The organism is Guptibacillus hwajinpoensis (genome assembly GCF_020171785.1).
Lineage (GTDB): Bacteria > Bacillota > Bacilli > Bacillales > Guptibacillaceae > Guptibacillus > Guptibacillus sedimenti.
Map to the genome: position 1 here is coordinate 131,385 of NZ_JAIVAE010000011.1, position 14,688 is coordinate 146,072.

Below are 14,688 nucleotides of genomic sequence, written 5' to 3' on the forward strand. Positions count from 1 at the left end.
GACATAAAAAGAGGAGCCCAGGCTCCTCTTTTTACGTCTTATAAAACATTAAAGTATCTTCCTTCAGGGTGCGCGAAAACCATCGCAGTAACAGATGCTTCTGGTTCCATCATACACCCATCTGTTAGTTCTACACCAATATCTTCAGGCTGGATAAGTTTAAAAAGTTTTTTCTGGTCGTCTAGCTCAGGGCAAGCGGGGTAGCCAAAGGAAAAGCGCTGTCCCTGGTATTTAGCTGAAAAGCGATTTTGCATTGTAAAATCCGTTGGATCAGGAAAGCCCCATTTATCACGCATCAATTGATGAACGTGTTCGGCTAGACCTTCAGCTGTTTCAAGCGCAAGGGCTTGTAAAGCGTGACTTTCCAGATAATTCCCATGATTTTTCAACGCTACTGAACGTTCTCGAATGCCTCTTCCAGCTGTAACCGCAAAAAATCCAACGTAGTCCATCTCGCCACTAGATACGGAACGAAGGTAGTCGGCAAGACACAAGAAAGGTTCTTTTTGTTGACGAGGAAATGAAAAGCGTTCAATGATCGTCTGATGATCATGAGGAGAGTAAATGATGACGTCATTTCCAACAGATTGTGCTGGGAAGAACTGATATTTTGCTGAAGGTTGTATCCAACTTTCAGTTTTGGCTCGTGTTAAAAGCTGATCCACCACTTCTTTTAAATGAACGGCTTTGTCGTTTTTTTCTGCAAGTAATCTTGATACTTTTCCTTTAAGGCCGAGATGATGACCGATTAGCATTTGCATGTTGATGTATGGTTCGATATGTGCAATCGAGTGGTTTCTTAATATATGAGGTTCTAAATCATAAGGTTGATAAACGCGTACATCAGTCGATACAGTAGAAACTGGTTTAATGGCAACCGCTGTTCCACCGTTTGAAATCGGTTTTGGTTGCAACTCAGAAGAAGCTTTTTTGATCGCATGTTCTTCTACAAGTTTTCTTTTATCTTCTTCGTTACTTAACTGATTTGAAAGGGCTAATCCTTCCATAGCGTCTTTTGCATAGAAAACAGGTCCGTCATATTCAGCTGAAATTTTATTGTCAGTAAATTTTCGCGATAAGGCGGCACCACCTACCATAATGGGTATTGAAATTTTAGCTTGCTTCATATCTTGAGCAGTCAATACCATTTGCTGAGCAGATTTAACAAGTAGTCCAGAAAGACCGACAAAGTCTGGCTGGTGGTCTTGAACCTGTTTAATGAGGTCTGGTGGAGTAACCTTAATGCCAAGATCAACAACTTCAAAACCATTATTACTTAAAATAATTTCAACAAGGTTCTTGCCAATGTCGTGCACGTCACCTTTTACAGTCGCTAAAAGTACTTTTCCTTTAGAACTAGAAGAATCTTCTTTTTCCATATGAGGTTCAAGGAAAGCGACAGAGGCCTTCATGACTTCTGCGCTTTGGAGTACCTCTGCAACAATTAATTGATTATCATTAAATAACTTTCCAACCTCTGCCATTCCTTTCATTAGAGGACCATTAATGATTTGAAGCGGCGAATGATATTCAATTAAGGCTTTTTCTAAATCTGGTAGAAGTCCTTCTTTTGTGCCTTCGACGACATATAAAGCTAGACGTTCTTGCAGTGTGAGTGTGGAAGTTTGCACTTTACTTTCTTTCTTTTTACCTCGATAGAATGCAGTGAAATCTGCTAATGTCTGATCATTTGTTTGAAAAAGGAGGTCGTCGGCAAGCTGGATTTCTTTCTCAGAAATAGAAGCGTATCTTTCTAGCTTTTCAGTGTTTACGATCGCATAATCTAATCCGGCTTTTGTACAGTGATACAAGTAGGCAGCGTTTAGTACTTCTCTCCCTACTGGAGGAAGACCAAAAGAGACGTTACTTATCCCGAGAATTGTCTGACATTCTGGCAATTGCGATTTAATGAGTCTAATCCCCTCGATGGTTTCGGAAGCTGAGCCAATGTATTGTTCATCACCAGTACCGATTGGGAAAACAAGAGGGTCAAAAATAATATCAGATGCGTTAAGTCCGTATTTTGTAACAAGTAAGTCATGTGAGCGTTTTGCGATTTCAAGCTTGCGTTCTGCTGTAACCGCCATGCCGGTTTCGTCAATTGTGCCAACAACAATGGCAGCGCCGTACTTATGAATGAGTGGAACGACAGCTTCAAAACGTTCTTCGCCGTCTTCAAGGTTAATGGAATTAATGATCGCTTTCCCTTGTGAATAAGAGAGGGCCTTTTCAATAACCGCATCGTCTGTAGAATCGATGATAAGAGGGGTTTTAACCTTATTTACAACATATTTCATAAAATTCTCTACATCTCTAAGTTCATCACTGTCTGGGTTTGCCAGGCAAATGTCGATCACCTGTGCACCTTTTTTTACTTGTGAACGCGCAATTTCAGATGCTTCTTCAAATTTCTCCTCTGCTATAAGACGTTTGAACTTACGCGATCCAATGACATTTGTTCGTTCTCCAACGAGTACAGGTCTAGTGCTATCATCGTATATAAATGGTTCAATTCCAGAAACAGCGTGAGGATGACTCACAGGAGCTTTTCTCGGGTGTAGTCCTTTTATAGCTTCTGAAATGGCTTTTATATGAGCAGGAGTTGTTCCGCAACAGCCACCGACAACGTTAAGCCAACCTTTTTCTACAAATCCTTGAATTTTAGCTGCTAAGCTTTCAGGCGTTTCGTGATAATTTCCTTCTTCGTCAGGAAGACCCGCATTGGGATAGCAGCTTACTGAAGTTGTGGCAAGATCAGAAAGGGAGCGGAGGTGATCTCTCATAAACTCTGGTCCTGTTGCGCAATTTAGTCCAACGACTGCTGGATTCATATGTTCAAGCGATAAATAAAATGCCTCAATACTCTGACCAGCGAGTGTTGTGCCCATCGGTTCAATAGTCCCCGAGATCATTAAAGGAACGGTCATTTCTAATTCTTGAAATGCTCTCGAAATACCAATATAAGCAGCTTTTACGTTAAGCATGTCCTGACTGGTTTCAATTAATAGAAGATCCACGCCTCCGTTAAGTAAGCCTCTAGCCTGAATGGCATATGAGTTAGAAAGTGATTCAAAAGTCGTTCCGCCCGTGACGGATAATGTTTTGGTAGTTGGTCCCATGGCGCCTGCAACAAAACGTGGTTTATTCTGCGTAGTTAATTTAGCAGCAGCCTCCTTTGCAAGCCTTGCAGAGGTGTAGTTTAGCTTTTCTGCAAGATGACCGAGATCATATTCATCTAAGACAAGATCTGTGGCTCCAAAGGTGTTCGTTTCAATAATATCTGCTCCGCTAGCTAAGTACTCTTCATGGATAGAGGAGATAAGCTCTGGCCTAGTTAAGGATAAGTACTCATTACAGCCTTCATATTCTTCACCACCAAAATCAGTAGCTGTCAGATTAGCCTGTTGAATCATTGTTCCCATAGCTCCATCAAGAACAAGGATTCTTTTCGTAAGTAGATCTTCAAATGAGGTGTAGGCCATTTCGGTTCTTCCTTTCTTCTTCAAGGCGAGTTTTCTCGTTAATGTATCGCGTTAATTCTACGGTTAATTCATAATGTAAGAAGGGGGTGATTAAATAAATTCCATTAAACAAATCATAAGCAGCATCAATTAGCGACTTCGCAATTGCAAGCCCTGCTTCAATTGATTGCGTTGAATCTTTAGCGTGTAACATATGATTGCGTATGGAATCGGATAGTTTAATTCCCGGTACTTCATTATGGAGAAATTCAGCATTTCGGTAGCTTGTAAGTGGCATGATCCCAATGTAAATGGGACAAGTTAAATGTTTCGTCGCTTCATAGACTTCTAGTAACTGTTCTTCACTGTAAATGGGCTGACTGATAAAATAATCCGCTCCACACTGCTGTTTTTTTTCAAGTCGTTCGACAGCGCGATCTAGATGGCGTACATTCGGATTAAAGGCGGCTGCTATTGAAAATGAAGTTTTAACTCCAAGTGATTTACCAGAATAAGAACGTCCTTGATTAAATTGTTTCATTAAACGAATTAGGTCAAATGATGAGACGTCGTAAACCGAAGTAGCGCCAGGGAAATCGCCGATTTTAGTAGGGTCGCCTGTTACGGCAAGAACTTGATTAATTCCAAGTGTATGAAGCCCCATTAAATGGGATTGTAAGCCAATTAAATTCCGATCACGACAGGCAACATGAACAAGTGGTCGAACGTTATGCTGTGCTTTAATCGTAGAAGCCATGGCGGTATTGCAAATTCGCGGTGAGGCAAGAGAGTTATCAGCCAGCGTAATCGCATCAACGCCAACTTCTTGTAGCGCTTTTGTTCCCTCAAGATATTTATCAATCGATAATTTCTTTGGAGGGTCGAGCTCAACGATAACAGATCGCTGTTTTCTTGCTATTTCATGTAAGTGAGGGAGCCTTTCTTCCTCAAAATCGATGATCCCAGCCTCTTTTTCGTTAACGGTTACTTCTTTCGTTGTAATAGGTTTTAAACCCTTTAGTGCATTAGCTGCAGCAGCTATATGCTCAGGAGTTGTTCCACAACAACCACCAATAAGTCTAACGCCTTGTTGACGTAGGGCTTCTGCGCTTTGTTTGAAATAGTCTGGCGCGGTAGGATAAACAAGACGTCCCTCTTCATAATCAGGTAAACTAGCGTTAGGATAGGCAGAAAGAAAACGACCTGAGAGAGGCACTTGTTCTAATGATTGAATCATATGATAAGGGCCAAGTCTGCAGTTAACGCCTATTACATCCGCTCCTGCATTCTCAATCTGTTCTAAGGCAGCAATAAGAGAAGTGCCATCTTGCAAAATGCCTGGCTCATGCATGGAAACTTGTGCAATTAAAGGCAAGTCCGTTTCCTTTCGAGCTATTTTAAGTACGGTTATGATCTCTTCTAGATCGTAATACGTTTCCAATAAAAGACCATCGACTCCTTCTAATAGAAGGCAATAGAGCTGTTCTCTAAAGCTACGCTTAATTTCATCAAGGGGCGTCGACCGTGTATTGATTCCTCGTATTCCTCCTATTGTCCCAAGAACGTAAGTAGAGTCTGTCGCAGCCTTACGAGCGAGTTTAACGCCTTCCTTATTGATCTCTTTTACTAGATCTTCAAGTCCATATCGTGATAGCTTGCTATAGTTCGCGCCGTACGTATTGGTTTGAATCACATCTGAGCCGGCATGAACATAAGCTTGGTGAACATTTAATACTTGATCCGGATGTGAAAGATTCAGCGCTTCAAAACATTGGTCGATGCCGTATGAATAAAGAAGGGTCCCCATCGCACCGTCACCAATCAAAATTTTGTGCTCGAGATCTTCAAGTAAGCTCATCCTTTAGCACCTCCGGCTGTAGGAGCGTAAAGTTTAGTAATGGCAGCAAAACCTTGTTTAAAGTCTTGAAGCAAATCATCAGCATTTTCAAGTCCCACAGATAAGCGTAACAAGCCATCTGTAATTCCGCGTTTGTTTCGTTCGGCAGGTGACATAGAGGCATGAGACATTCTCGCTGGATAAGAGAGAATTGATTCAACCGCACCAAGACTAACAGCGTAAACTGGCAGTTGCACGTGCTTTGTAAACAATCGAACCGCGTTTTCATCAGGTAGTCGAAAAGAAAGAACAGCCCCAGGACCCGCTGCCTGGTAAAGGTGAGTCGAATGTCCCTGATGGAAAGAGAATCCAGGATAATAAACTTCTTCTACAAGCGGCTCTTTAAGGAGTGCATGAGCAAGCCGGAAAGCCGCTCTAGAAGATTGCTCGAGCCGACAATGTAACGTTTTTAATCCACGAAGAACTAACCAGGAATCATGAGCACTTAAAATGGAACCGAAAGAGTTTTGCAAAAAAGCAAGGTTTTCACCCAGCTTTTCATTTTTAACTGCGGCAAGCCCCGCAACAACATCACTATGTCCTGCAATAAACTTTGTGGCACTATGAAGAACGATATCCGCACCGAAATCCAGTGGTCTTTGGAGGGCAGGTGTCATGAAGGTGTTATCAACGAACGTTAAACAATGATTCGCTTTTGCTAATTTAACGACCGCTTGAATATCAGTCACTTTAAGTAAGGGATTCGAAGGTGTCTCGATGTAAATCACCTTTGTATTGGATTGAATCCCATTCGCCACTTGATTTAAATCAGTCATATCAACAAAAGTATGACTAATGCCAAATCTGCAGAGAACATCGTGAATCATCCGGTACGTCCCGCCATAAACATCTTCTGAAATCAAAACATGATCATGTTGTGACAGGAGCATAAAAGAAGTAGCGATAGCAGCCATGCCAGAAGCAAATGCAAACCCCCTAACGCCACCTTCAAGGTCTGCAATCGTTTCTTCTAGAGCTTCACGTGTTGGGTTACCAGAGCGGCTATAATCATATTTTCCTGGCTGATCAAAATCCAATTGATGAAAGGTAGATGCTTGTTGAATTGGAACACTGACAGCTCCTGTGCTTTTATCAAATTTATGTTCGTTGTGAAGAAGTTTTGTTTGAAATGTATATGAATTAGTTGTCATGTCGCACACCATCCTCTTTGAAAATTGCTAGCGTTTGATCCAAATCTTTCACTAAATCGTTGATTTGTTCAATTCCTACTGAAAATCTGAGAAGTCGATTACAAACACCTTTCTCGAGTCTGATCTTTTCTGGGATATCGGCATGTGTTTGTGTGGCTGGATAAGTAATAAAGCTCTCAACGCCTCCAAGACTTTCCGCAAAGGTAATCAGTTTCAAATTCCTTAGAAATGGATCAACCCAAGCTTCAGACTGTAATCGAAACGACAGCATACCGCCTTTTTCAGGATAGAAGACGTCAGATATTGCGTCGTGATTTCTTAAGTATGTTGCGATAGCTCGAGCATTCTCCTCATGTTGCTTTAGTCGAAGAGGTAATGTCTTCATTCCTCGAATGAGGAGCCAGGAGTCGAACGGAGAAAGAACCGCTCCAGCACCGTTTTGATATTGTTCAATCTCAGCACAGAGCTTTTCACCTTTGGCAATGACAAGTCCTGCAAGCACATCATTGTGACCCCCAAGGTATTTCGTTGCGCTGTGAATAACAATATCAGCCCCAAGTAAAAGAGGGTTTTGTAGAAGAGGGGTGAATAACGTATTGTCTACGATTGACAATAAATTGTATGTCTTTGCAATCGTCACGATCTCTTCAACATCGGTTAACTTCATTAGGGGATTTGAAGGATTTTCGATAAAGATTGCCCTAGTAGACGGAGTTATTAATGCTACGATGCTATCAATATTTTGGCTGTCAAAATACGTGAATGATAAGTTGTAATGCTTTTCTGCGTGAGCAAATAATCGATATGTGCCACCATATAGGTCATCCGAAACGAGTATATGATCTCCGGTTTTAAATAAAGATATAATTGATTGAATGGCAGCCATGCCGGAACTAAATGCAAAGCCCTGGTCACCATGTTCAAGTTCATTTACTGCAGACTCTAGAATCGAGCGAGTAGGGTTTTTTGTTCTTGAATAATCAAACCCTGTTGATTGGCCAATTCCTTCATGCCTATAGGAAGTGGAAAAATAAACAGGTGGATTTACAGCGCCTGTTTGTGGATCTGATTTATTACCTAGTTGAACAAGCAGTGTATCGTAATGGTTATTTGACATAATCAATCTCCTTTTCATTAAGTAAGGGCAATAAAAAAAAGCCCTCTATAAGAAGAAGACTTTGGTTGCTCTTCTTCTTATCTTCCAAGTTGAATACAACTTGCTGGAGTTAGCACCTTTCCGGAAAATATCCGGTGGTTGCTGAAGCTTCTTCGGGCCAGTCCCTCTGCTTCTCTAGATAAGAATTGAAAGTATATGGAATTTTAATGTGTCGCTTTTTACATAATCTACATTACTTTAAAGCGAAAATCAAGTGATTTGATAAAATAATCAAAATTTTTACTCAGGTGAATTAGGTCTTTCGTTCGTTACACGTTTTTTCGGGAGAGGAATTTCCTTAATGGTTAGGTAGAGTAGCATGATGGCTACAAACCAATAGAGGAGAAATCCAAATGGGACAGTTGTTCTTACTAACGCCATAATAGTAAAGAAAAGGGTTGGAATCGTAACGGAATAAACCGATAGGACCCAGAGTTGTTTATAAGATACTTTTCTACCCGCGAGTGACTTTAATAATAAACCGATTGTCGCTAGAACGGTAATTCCGATAAATTTGAGGCCAGTTTGGAATAAATAGACGACAAAGATTAAGAGTGGGATAAAGATCGGAAGTAAGTTATCTAAATTTTTCGTGAGTTCACTTACATCTTGTTTTGTAAAAGTCATTGAACTGAAATTACTATAATTAAACTCTTGTCTTGTCCCACTATCCATTACGATAATTCGATCTTTAAGGAACGCAATAGCTGATTCATAGGAATCAACGTCGTCTGGCTTCATTTTATCTGTAGCATCAAAAATAAATGTATTTCCATCTTCTTTTTTTATGAGTGGTTCAGATTGGTCACTTTTTAGTATGCCATCTTCTAAAGTAAATTCAGGTAAATCTCCCATATGTGTTTTAAGGTCTTCATAAGCATTGGTAAACGAAACCGCGGTCATAATCCCTATAGGTACAGAAGAAAGTAGCATTAGGAGAAACACATACAAGATCGGCTTCCCTAGTTTCTGAAAACGGAATCGCGCCATCATTTTTGGGGAAAATAAGCTATAATATAGTTGTTTAAAAACGTTCAAATTGAAAATCTCCTTTCTAAGTATGTGAGAGTAATCCCACTAAACCAGTTTATCTTATATAAGTAGATGGGAACAATAAACTTGCTGAAACTTTCTTGAAACAAAATTGATTTCATCATAATATCATTACAATTCTATATTAACTCTTTACAAAGAGGGGAGCGATGTAGATAATAGACAAGGGACTTTGTTGAGTATTGTCGAAAAAAATAAAACATGAGTGCAAGGGGTTGAAATGATGGAACTCAACGTTCAGGAGATGATCTTTCAGTTTGTGGGAGGTCTTGGTATTTTCCTGTTTGGACTAAAGTATATGGGAGATGGCCTTCAACGATCTGCAGGTGATCGATTAAGAGACATTCTTGATCGCTTTACGACGAACCCATTTATGGGTGTGCTAGCCGGGGTCATTGTTACGATTCTCATCCAAAGTAGTTCAGGGACAACGGTTTTAACAGTCGGTCTTGTTAATGCAGGATTTATGACTCTCAAGCAAGCGATTGGTGTTGTAATGGGAGCTAACATTGGAACAACTGTTACAGCATTTATTATTGGTTTTCCTATTAAAGATTACGCTCTACCAATCATTGCTATTGGTTCTCTATTAATTTTCTTCTTTAAAAACAAGAAAATTAATTACGCAGGGCAAATTGTTTTTGGTTTTGGTGCGTTATTCTTTGGACTTGAATTAATGAGTACAGGAATGAAGCCACTTAGAAGTCTTGAGGCTTTTCAAGAACTCACAGTGAGCATGAGTTCAAACCCGCTATTAGGCGTTGTAATTGGTACGGTATTTACAGTTATTGTGCAAAGTTCTAGTGCTACAATTGGTGTATTACAAGGACTTTATTCACAGAATGCGATGGATATCCAAGCTGCGTTGCCAGTACTCTTCGGAGATAATATCGGTACAACAATTACAGCAGTTCTTGCTTCGATCGGTGCCTCTGTTGCAGCTAGACGCACGGCGCTGACTCACGTTATTTTTAATTTAATTGGTACGGCGATATTCTTAATTTTCTTGTTCGCCTATACACCATTTATTGAGTATCTTAGAGATTCGTTAAATTTGACACCAGAAATGACAATTGCATTCGGACACGGGATCTTTAACATTACGAATACTGTGATCCAATTCCCGTTCATTGCTGGACTTGCTTATCTTGTAACAAAAATTATTCCTGGTGACGATGCGACGATCGAATATAAACCGAAGCATCTTGATCCAGTATTCATCGAACGTTCTCCTTCTGTCGCTTTAGGACAGGCTAAAGAAGAAGTAATTCGAATGAGTGAATTTGCTTATAAAGGTGTTAAAGAAGCATCTAACTACTTAATATCTAAAGGTCAGAAAAGCGCAGAAAAAACCGCTCAGTATGAAGAAGCCATTAACAATTTAGATACTAAGATTACAGACTATCTTATTCAGCTATCCGCAACTTCTCTATCAGGTGATGAGTCAACACGTCACGGTATGTTAATGGACTCTGTTCGTGATATCGAGCGTATTGGCGATCATATGGAGAATATTGTTGAATTGGTTGATTATCAAATCAGCAATAAAGTAAAAATGACTGACGTTGCTATGCAAGACCTTGATGAAATGTTCAATCTAACCCTTTCTGCACTTCATGAAGCCTTTGATTCACTTGATAAGTGGGATATTGCAAAGGCACAGGAAGTTGTGAAACTGGAAGATAAAATTGATAAAATGGAACGAACTCTTCGTAAACAGCATATCCTTCGCCTAAATGAGGGTGAATGTACTGGAAGTGCTGGAATCGTTTTTGTTGATATCATCAGTAACCTTGAGCGTATTGGTGATCACGCGGTAAATATCGCAGAAGCCGTTATTGGAGAAGAGTAAACGATAGAAGCAGAGGATTGCCTCTGCTTCTTTTTTATTTTCACAGGGATTTTGTATATTATATAGAAGGAAAATACTATTTACTATAAAATAGACTACAGTTAGAGGGGAGAGAGAAGGTATGGATATTTTAATTTGGTCTTTAATCGTTGCCTCATTTATTATCGCATTTGTTGGATTGATTTACCCAATTATTCCAGCGGTCTTATTTATTTATACTGGTTTTATTTTGTACGGTATATTTTATGATTTTGGTTCAATGACATTATCTTTCTGGATCATTCAGGTAATGCTCACGCTTTTATTATTTGCAGCAGATTATGCAAGTAATTTGTTTGGTGTTAAAAAGTATGGAGGCTCTAAAGCGGCGATTTGGGGAAGTACGATCGGTTTGTTGGTCGGCCCGTTTATTATTCCATTTGCGGGAATTATTCTTGGTCCATTTATTGGAGCGGTGGTAGCAGAGTTAGCGATTCATCGAAAACCATTTAAAGAGTCTGTGCAAGTTGGTGTAGGATCTTTACTTGGTTTCCTTGGGGGTGCAGTTATGAAAGGGGTTCTTCAGGCCATCATGATTACCGTATTTTTGGTCTACGTTTTGTAGATCTTGATGGTGAAATGAAAGAGTGATATAGTATTTTCATGATTGATTTGCAAAGTGATGAAATTTAATTCACAAAAAGCATTGACGCTTTAATTAATCATATGGTATATTAGTTCTTGTCGTTAAGAGATATTCCACAGTAGCTCAGTGGTAGAGCTATCGGCTGTTAACCGATCGGTCGTAGGTTCGAATCCTACCTGTGGAGCCATATGGCGGTGTAGCTCAGCTGGCTAGAGCGTACGGTTCATACCCGTGAGGTCGGGGGTTCGATCCCCTCCGCCGCTACCATATCATTTAAAATATAACTAAGCATGGCGGTTGTGGCGAAGTGGTTAACGCACCGGATTGTGATTCCGGCATTCGTGGGTTCAATTCCCATCAGCCGCCCCACTATTTACATAAGGACCCTTAGCTCAGCTGGTTAGAGCTGACGGCTCATAACCGTCCGGTCGCAGGTTCGAGTCCTGCAGGGTCCACCAAATGCATATCGGAGGAATACCCAAGTCTGGCTGAAGGGATCGGTCTTGAAAACCGACAGGGGCTTAGTCGCCCGCGGGGGTTCGAATCCCTCTTCCTCCTCCATTTTTCATTTCCCGTAATGGCTTGCAATAGGTGCAGCATCATCTTAAAGCAGGTTAAGCATTATTACATTTATATCATCGCGGGGTGGAGCAGTTCGGTAGCTCGTTGGGCTCATAACCCAAAGGTCGCAGGTTCAAATCCTGCCCCCGCAACTAATACCAAATTCTGACTACGTCGAGTTACTTCTTTGTTAGAATTTAATCGGAGTCCCCAGGGGGTCCCTAAACTCATAACAAGGTGTTATTACTATTAAAAGTAAATGTACAATACCCGATATACATATTTGGCTCTGTAGCTCAGTCGGTAGAGCAGAGGACTGAAAATCCTCGTGTCGGCGGTTCGATTCCGTCCGGAGCCACCACTCAATAAAGATCCCACTCGTCATTTAATGACGAGTTTTTTTATGTTTTAAGTGCACTAGTTCCCACTATTAATTATTGATTTTTCCTTTAAGATGTTTAATTCCATATAATGAGGGGAAACTTTACCTGTGTTGCGGAAATTCAAAGGTTTATTATTTGAAAACGCATGACAATTCTGCTAGTGTAAACTTGTGACGACATCATGTTCAAGTGGTGGCTAACGCTACCCTAACAGCAAGTTACATACTATATTTAAGGAGGAGATTCACAATGGCTAAATTTGAACTACCAGAACTACCTTACGACTACAATGCACTAGAACCACACATCGACGAAGAAACAATGAAGATCCACCACGACAAGCACCATAACGCATATGTAACAAAATTAAATGGTGCACTAGAAGGTCATGAGGAGCATGCATCTAAGAGCCTTGAAGATCTTCTTGGCAACCTTGACGCACTTCCTGAAGGCATTCGCACTGCTGTTCGAAACAATGGTGGCGGACACGTTAACCACTCACTTTTCTGGCAATTGCTAAGCCCTAACGGTGGCGGCGAACCATCAGGTGATTTAAGCGAAGCACTTAAAAAGAAATTTGGTAGCTTTGAAAGCTTTAAAGAAGAATTTGCTAATGCTGCAGCTGGTCGTTTTGGCTCAGGCTGGGCTTGGCTAGTAGTAAAAGGTGGAGAACTTGAAGTAACAAGCACTCCAAACCAAGATACTCCAGTAATGGAAGGTGTTACACCAATTCTTGGGCTAGATGTTTGGGAGCATGCTTATTATCTTAAGTATCAAAACAAACGTCCTGATTACATCGCTGCATTCTGGAATGTAGTTAACTGGGATGAAGTTGCTAAGCGTTACGAAGCAGCTAAATAAAATAGGTTATCTTAGCCCTCGGCACTTTGCTGAGGGCTTTTGATTTCTCATTCGATTAGTGTATAAATAGGTCCTAATTGATAAAGGATATGATTTATTAAATAATCGGTGAAATCACAACCATTTTCGAAGTCGGTAGGTGAACCTACAAGTACTTGTTGATCAGATAAGGTGAGTGACACTTCTTTTTTTCGATAACTAATAACGAAATAGTGCGTCATCTTACAAATGAAAAAAGAATCTCTATCCTCATTTACTACAGTTTCAATGCTTTGAATTAGTTGTTTACGTAGCTGTTTAGTAAGATAATCTGTTCGATATAGAAAGTAATACATACATAGTCCCCTTTCAAACGTAGTTTATCCTTTTTGATTCTTCCGCATAACGAGGAAGAATTAAGTCAAAATAAGGGTGGATGAAAAAAGGGGAGTTTCTAATGAAAGTGATAAAACATATGATTGGTGAAATAGAAGTAACAAAAGATCTGTTGTTATTGCTAACAATCGGTGGTTTATATGCCCTGAGCATTGCACTTTCAAATACGTTTGTGAATGTGTATTTGTGGAAGCAATCTGGAGAGTTTGCTGACATTGGTATATATAACCTTTCCGCTGTTATTAGCCAGCCACTTACCTTTATTCTCGCAGGCAGGTGGGCGAAGAAAATGGATAGAGTGATCGTCTTACGAATAGGTGTCATTTTCCTAGCCCTCTTTTATATAACGGTTCTTTCTTTAGGCCAAAATGCGAGCCATTTATTGGTCTTACTTGGCTCCTTACTTGGAATTGGGTTTGGTTTTTATTGGCTAGCGTTTAATGTGTTAACATTTGAAATTACTGAGCCAGAAACGAGGGATTTTTTTAATGGTTTTCTCGGCTTACTCACTTCTTTTGCAGGTATGATTGGTCCGATTTTTGCGGGTGTGATTATTTCCAGTCTCGAAGCATTTACGGGGTATAAGGTGATTTTTGGAGTTTCACTATCCTTGTTTTTTGCAGCCGTCATCTTAAGTTTCTTTCTTGAACGGCGATCTGCGAAAGGCAACTTTTCATTTACCCGAATTTTCCAAGAAAGAAAAGCGAATGCCGATTGGCTCAATATATTGCACGCGCATTTTTTTCAAGGGATAAGAGAAGGTACTTTTATTTTTATTATCGTCGTTCTTGTTTTTATAACGACGGAAAGTGAACTTGCTATCGGTACATTCGGACTTGTAAACTCGGCAGTTTCCTTTTTAGCGTATTACTTGGCGACCCGTCTAATAAAACCAAGGTTTCGAAAAAAAGCAATCTTATATGGAGGGCTAATCCTTTATGCATCGGTATTCTTACTTGTAACAGATCTAACATTTGCGCGATTGTTAATGTACGGTGTTTGTATCTCTCTTGCCTATCCATTACTTCTTGTTCCGTACATTTCACTAACTTATGATGTCATTGGTAAAGCATGGAATGCTGCAGAAATGCGTATTGAGTATATTGTTGTTAGAGAGGTTTACTTAAACCTCGGTCGAATTGTATCAATCCTCTTATTCCTACTAACAGTGTCGCTGTTTAACAATGAAAAAAGCATTCCAATTCTGTTATTAATTGTTGGAGCGGGACATACGTTTATTTACCTGTTCGTAAGAAAACTTCAATCGGCTTCACCAACCGTGGCAGAACCGTCTCCTGACCCATTACAATAGC

Annotated in this window: 10 protein-coding genes, 7 tRNA genes and 1 riboswitch; of the genes, 11 read left to right on the top strand and 6 right to left on the bottom strand. The window is 40.1% G+C overall.

Annotated features, from left to right (window positions below):
- Positions 1 to 38 precede the first annotated feature (38 nt).
- The 5 genes from metH to LCL91_RS16750 form a co-directional block, all read right to left on the bottom strand.
- The gene (gene metH, locus LCL91_RS16730; RefSeq protein WP_224883971.1) at positions 39 to 3,482 is read right to left on the bottom strand and encodes a methionine synthase; all 3,444 of its coding nucleotides are present in this window, start codon (positions 3,480 to 3,482) and stop codon (positions 39 to 41) included.
- Positions 3,463 to 5,319, bottom strand: coding sequence for a bifunctional homocysteine S-methyltransferase/methylenetetrahydrofolate reductase (locus tag LCL91_RS16735; protein WP_224883973.1), 1,857 nt, complete (start codon positions 5,317 to 5,319; stop codon positions 3,463 to 3,465). Before LCL91_RS16735 ends, metH begins: the two co-directional genes overlap by 20 nt.
- Positions 5,316 to 6,509 (bottom strand): cystathionine beta-lyase, encoded by a 1,194-nt coding sequence (gene metC, locus LCL91_RS16740; RefSeq protein ID WP_224883975.1) that lies wholly within the window; start codon positions 6,507 to 6,509, stop codon positions 5,316 to 5,318. The genes LCL91_RS16735 and metC overlap by 4 nt, the downstream gene beginning before the upstream one ends.
- Entirely contained in the window at positions 6,499 to 7,626 is a 1,128-nt protein-coding gene (locus tag LCL91_RS16745) for a methionine biosynthesis PLP-dependent protein (RefSeq protein ID WP_224883977.1), read from the bottom strand. Before LCL91_RS16745 ends, metC begins: the two co-directional genes overlap by 11 nt.
- Before the next feature lie 74 nt (positions 7,627 to 7,700).
- A riboswitch (SAM riboswitch) is annotated at positions 7,701 to 7,811 on the bottom strand.
- A 94-nt stretch (positions 7,812 to 7,905) separates the two neighbouring features.
- On the bottom strand, positions 7,906 to 8,703 hold the full coding sequence (locus LCL91_RS16750; protein ID WP_224883979.1) for a DUF1189 domain-containing protein: 798 nt from the start codon (positions 8,701 to 8,703) through the stop codon (positions 7,906 to 7,908).
- A 238-nt stretch (positions 8,704 to 8,941) separates the two neighbouring features.
- On the opposite strand from LCL91_RS16750, the gene LCL91_RS16755 reads away from it, so the two are divergent.
- The 10 genes from LCL91_RS16755 (at position 8,942) to LCL91_RS16800 (ending at position 13,000) form a co-directional block, all read left to right on the top strand.
- Positions 8,942 to 10,570 (top strand): Na/Pi cotransporter family protein, encoded by a 1,629-nt coding sequence (locus LCL91_RS16755; RefSeq protein ID WP_224883981.1) that lies wholly within the window; start codon positions 8,942 to 8,944, stop codon positions 10,568 to 10,570.
- A 121-nt stretch (positions 10,571 to 10,691) separates the two neighbouring features.
- Positions 10,692 to 11,174 carry a DUF456 domain-containing protein gene (locus LCL91_RS16760; RefSeq protein ID WP_224883983.1) on the top strand — a complete coding sequence of 161 codons (483 nt, stop codon included), beginning with the start codon at positions 10,692 to 10,694 and terminating at the stop codon, positions 11,172 to 11,174.
- A 133-nt stretch (positions 11,175 to 11,307) separates the two neighbouring features.
- Positions 11,308 to 11,382 (top strand) — tRNA-Asn (locus LCL91_RS16765).
- Between the two features lie 3 nt (positions 11,383 to 11,385).
- Positions 11,386 to 11,462: transfer RNA gene (locus LCL91_RS16770), tRNA-Met, on the top strand.
- A gap of 26 nt (positions 11,463 to 11,488) precedes the next feature.
- A tRNA-His gene (locus LCL91_RS16775) sits at positions 11,489 to 11,564 on the top strand.
- A 12-nt stretch (positions 11,565 to 11,576) separates the two neighbouring features.
- Positions 11,577 to 11,653 (top strand) — tRNA-Ile (locus LCL91_RS16780).
- A gap of 10 nt (positions 11,654 to 11,663) precedes the next feature.
- Positions 11,664 to 11,756 (top strand) — tRNA-Ser (locus LCL91_RS16785).
- 78 nt (positions 11,757 to 11,834) lie between these two features.
- Positions 11,835 to 11,908 (top strand) — tRNA-Met (locus LCL91_RS16790).
- A 133-nt stretch (positions 11,909 to 12,041) separates the two neighbouring features.
- Positions 12,042 to 12,117 (top strand) — tRNA-Phe (locus LCL91_RS16795).
- Positions 12,118 to 12,388: 271 nt separating this feature from the next.
- On the top strand, positions 12,389 to 13,000 hold the full coding sequence (locus LCL91_RS16800; RefSeq protein WP_224883986.1) for a superoxide dismutase: 612 nt from the start codon (positions 12,389 to 12,391) through the stop codon (positions 12,998 to 13,000).
- Positions 13,001 to 13,047: 47 nt separating this feature from the next.
- On the opposite strand, the gene LCL91_RS16805 is transcribed toward LCL91_RS16800, so the two are convergent.
- Positions 13,048 to 13,335 carry a hypothetical protein gene (locus LCL91_RS16805; protein WP_224883988.1) on the bottom strand — a complete coding sequence of 96 codons (288 nt, stop codon included), beginning with the start codon at positions 13,333 to 13,335 and terminating at the stop codon, positions 13,048 to 13,050.
- A 101-nt stretch (positions 13,336 to 13,436) separates the two neighbouring features.
- On the opposite strand from LCL91_RS16805, the gene LCL91_RS16810 reads away from it, so the two are divergent.
- Complete coding sequence (locus LCL91_RS16810) at positions 13,437 to 14,687, top strand: MFS transporter (protein ID WP_224883990.1); 1,251 nt, start codon at positions 13,437 to 13,439, stop codon at positions 14,685 to 14,687.
- Position 14,688: the final 1 nt, after the last annotated feature.

What these genes read in the sequence shown, in the direction of transcription:
- metC (WP_224883975.1), bottom strand. Translation starts at nt 6,509, where the DNA reads ATGACAACTAATTCATATACATTTCAAACAAAACTTCTTCACAACGAA.
- LCL91_RS16810 (WP_224883990.1), top strand. Translation starts at nt 13,437, where the DNA reads ATGAAAGTGATAAAACATATGATTGGTGAAATAGAAGTAACAAAAGAT.
- LCL91_RS16735 (WP_224883973.1), bottom strand. Translation starts at nt 5,319, where the DNA reads ATGAGCTTACTTGAAGATCTCGAGCACAAAATTTTGATTGGTGACGGT.
- LCL91_RS16800 (WP_224883986.1), top strand. Translation starts at nt 12,389, where the DNA reads ATGGCTAAATTTGAACTACCAGAACTACCTTACGACTACAATGCACTA.
- LCL91_RS16745 (WP_224883977.1), bottom strand. Translation starts at nt 7,626, where the DNA reads ATGTCAAATAACCATTACGATACACTGCTTGTTCAACTAGGTAATAAA.
- metH (WP_224883971.1), bottom strand. Translation starts at nt 3,482, where the DNA reads ATGGCCTACACCTCATTTGAAGATCTACTTACGAAAAGAATCCTTGTT.
- LCL91_RS16760 (WP_224883983.1), top strand. Translation starts at nt 10,692, where the DNA reads ATGGATATTTTAATTTGGTCTTTAATCGTTGCCTCATTTATTATCGCA.
- LCL91_RS16805 (WP_224883988.1), bottom strand. Translation starts at nt 13,335, where the DNA reads ATGTATTACTTTCTATATCGAACAGATTATCTTACTAAACAGCTACGT.
- LCL91_RS16755 (WP_224883981.1), top strand. Translation starts at nt 8,942, where the DNA reads ATGGAACTCAACGTTCAGGAGATGATCTTTCAGTTTGTGGGAGGTCTT.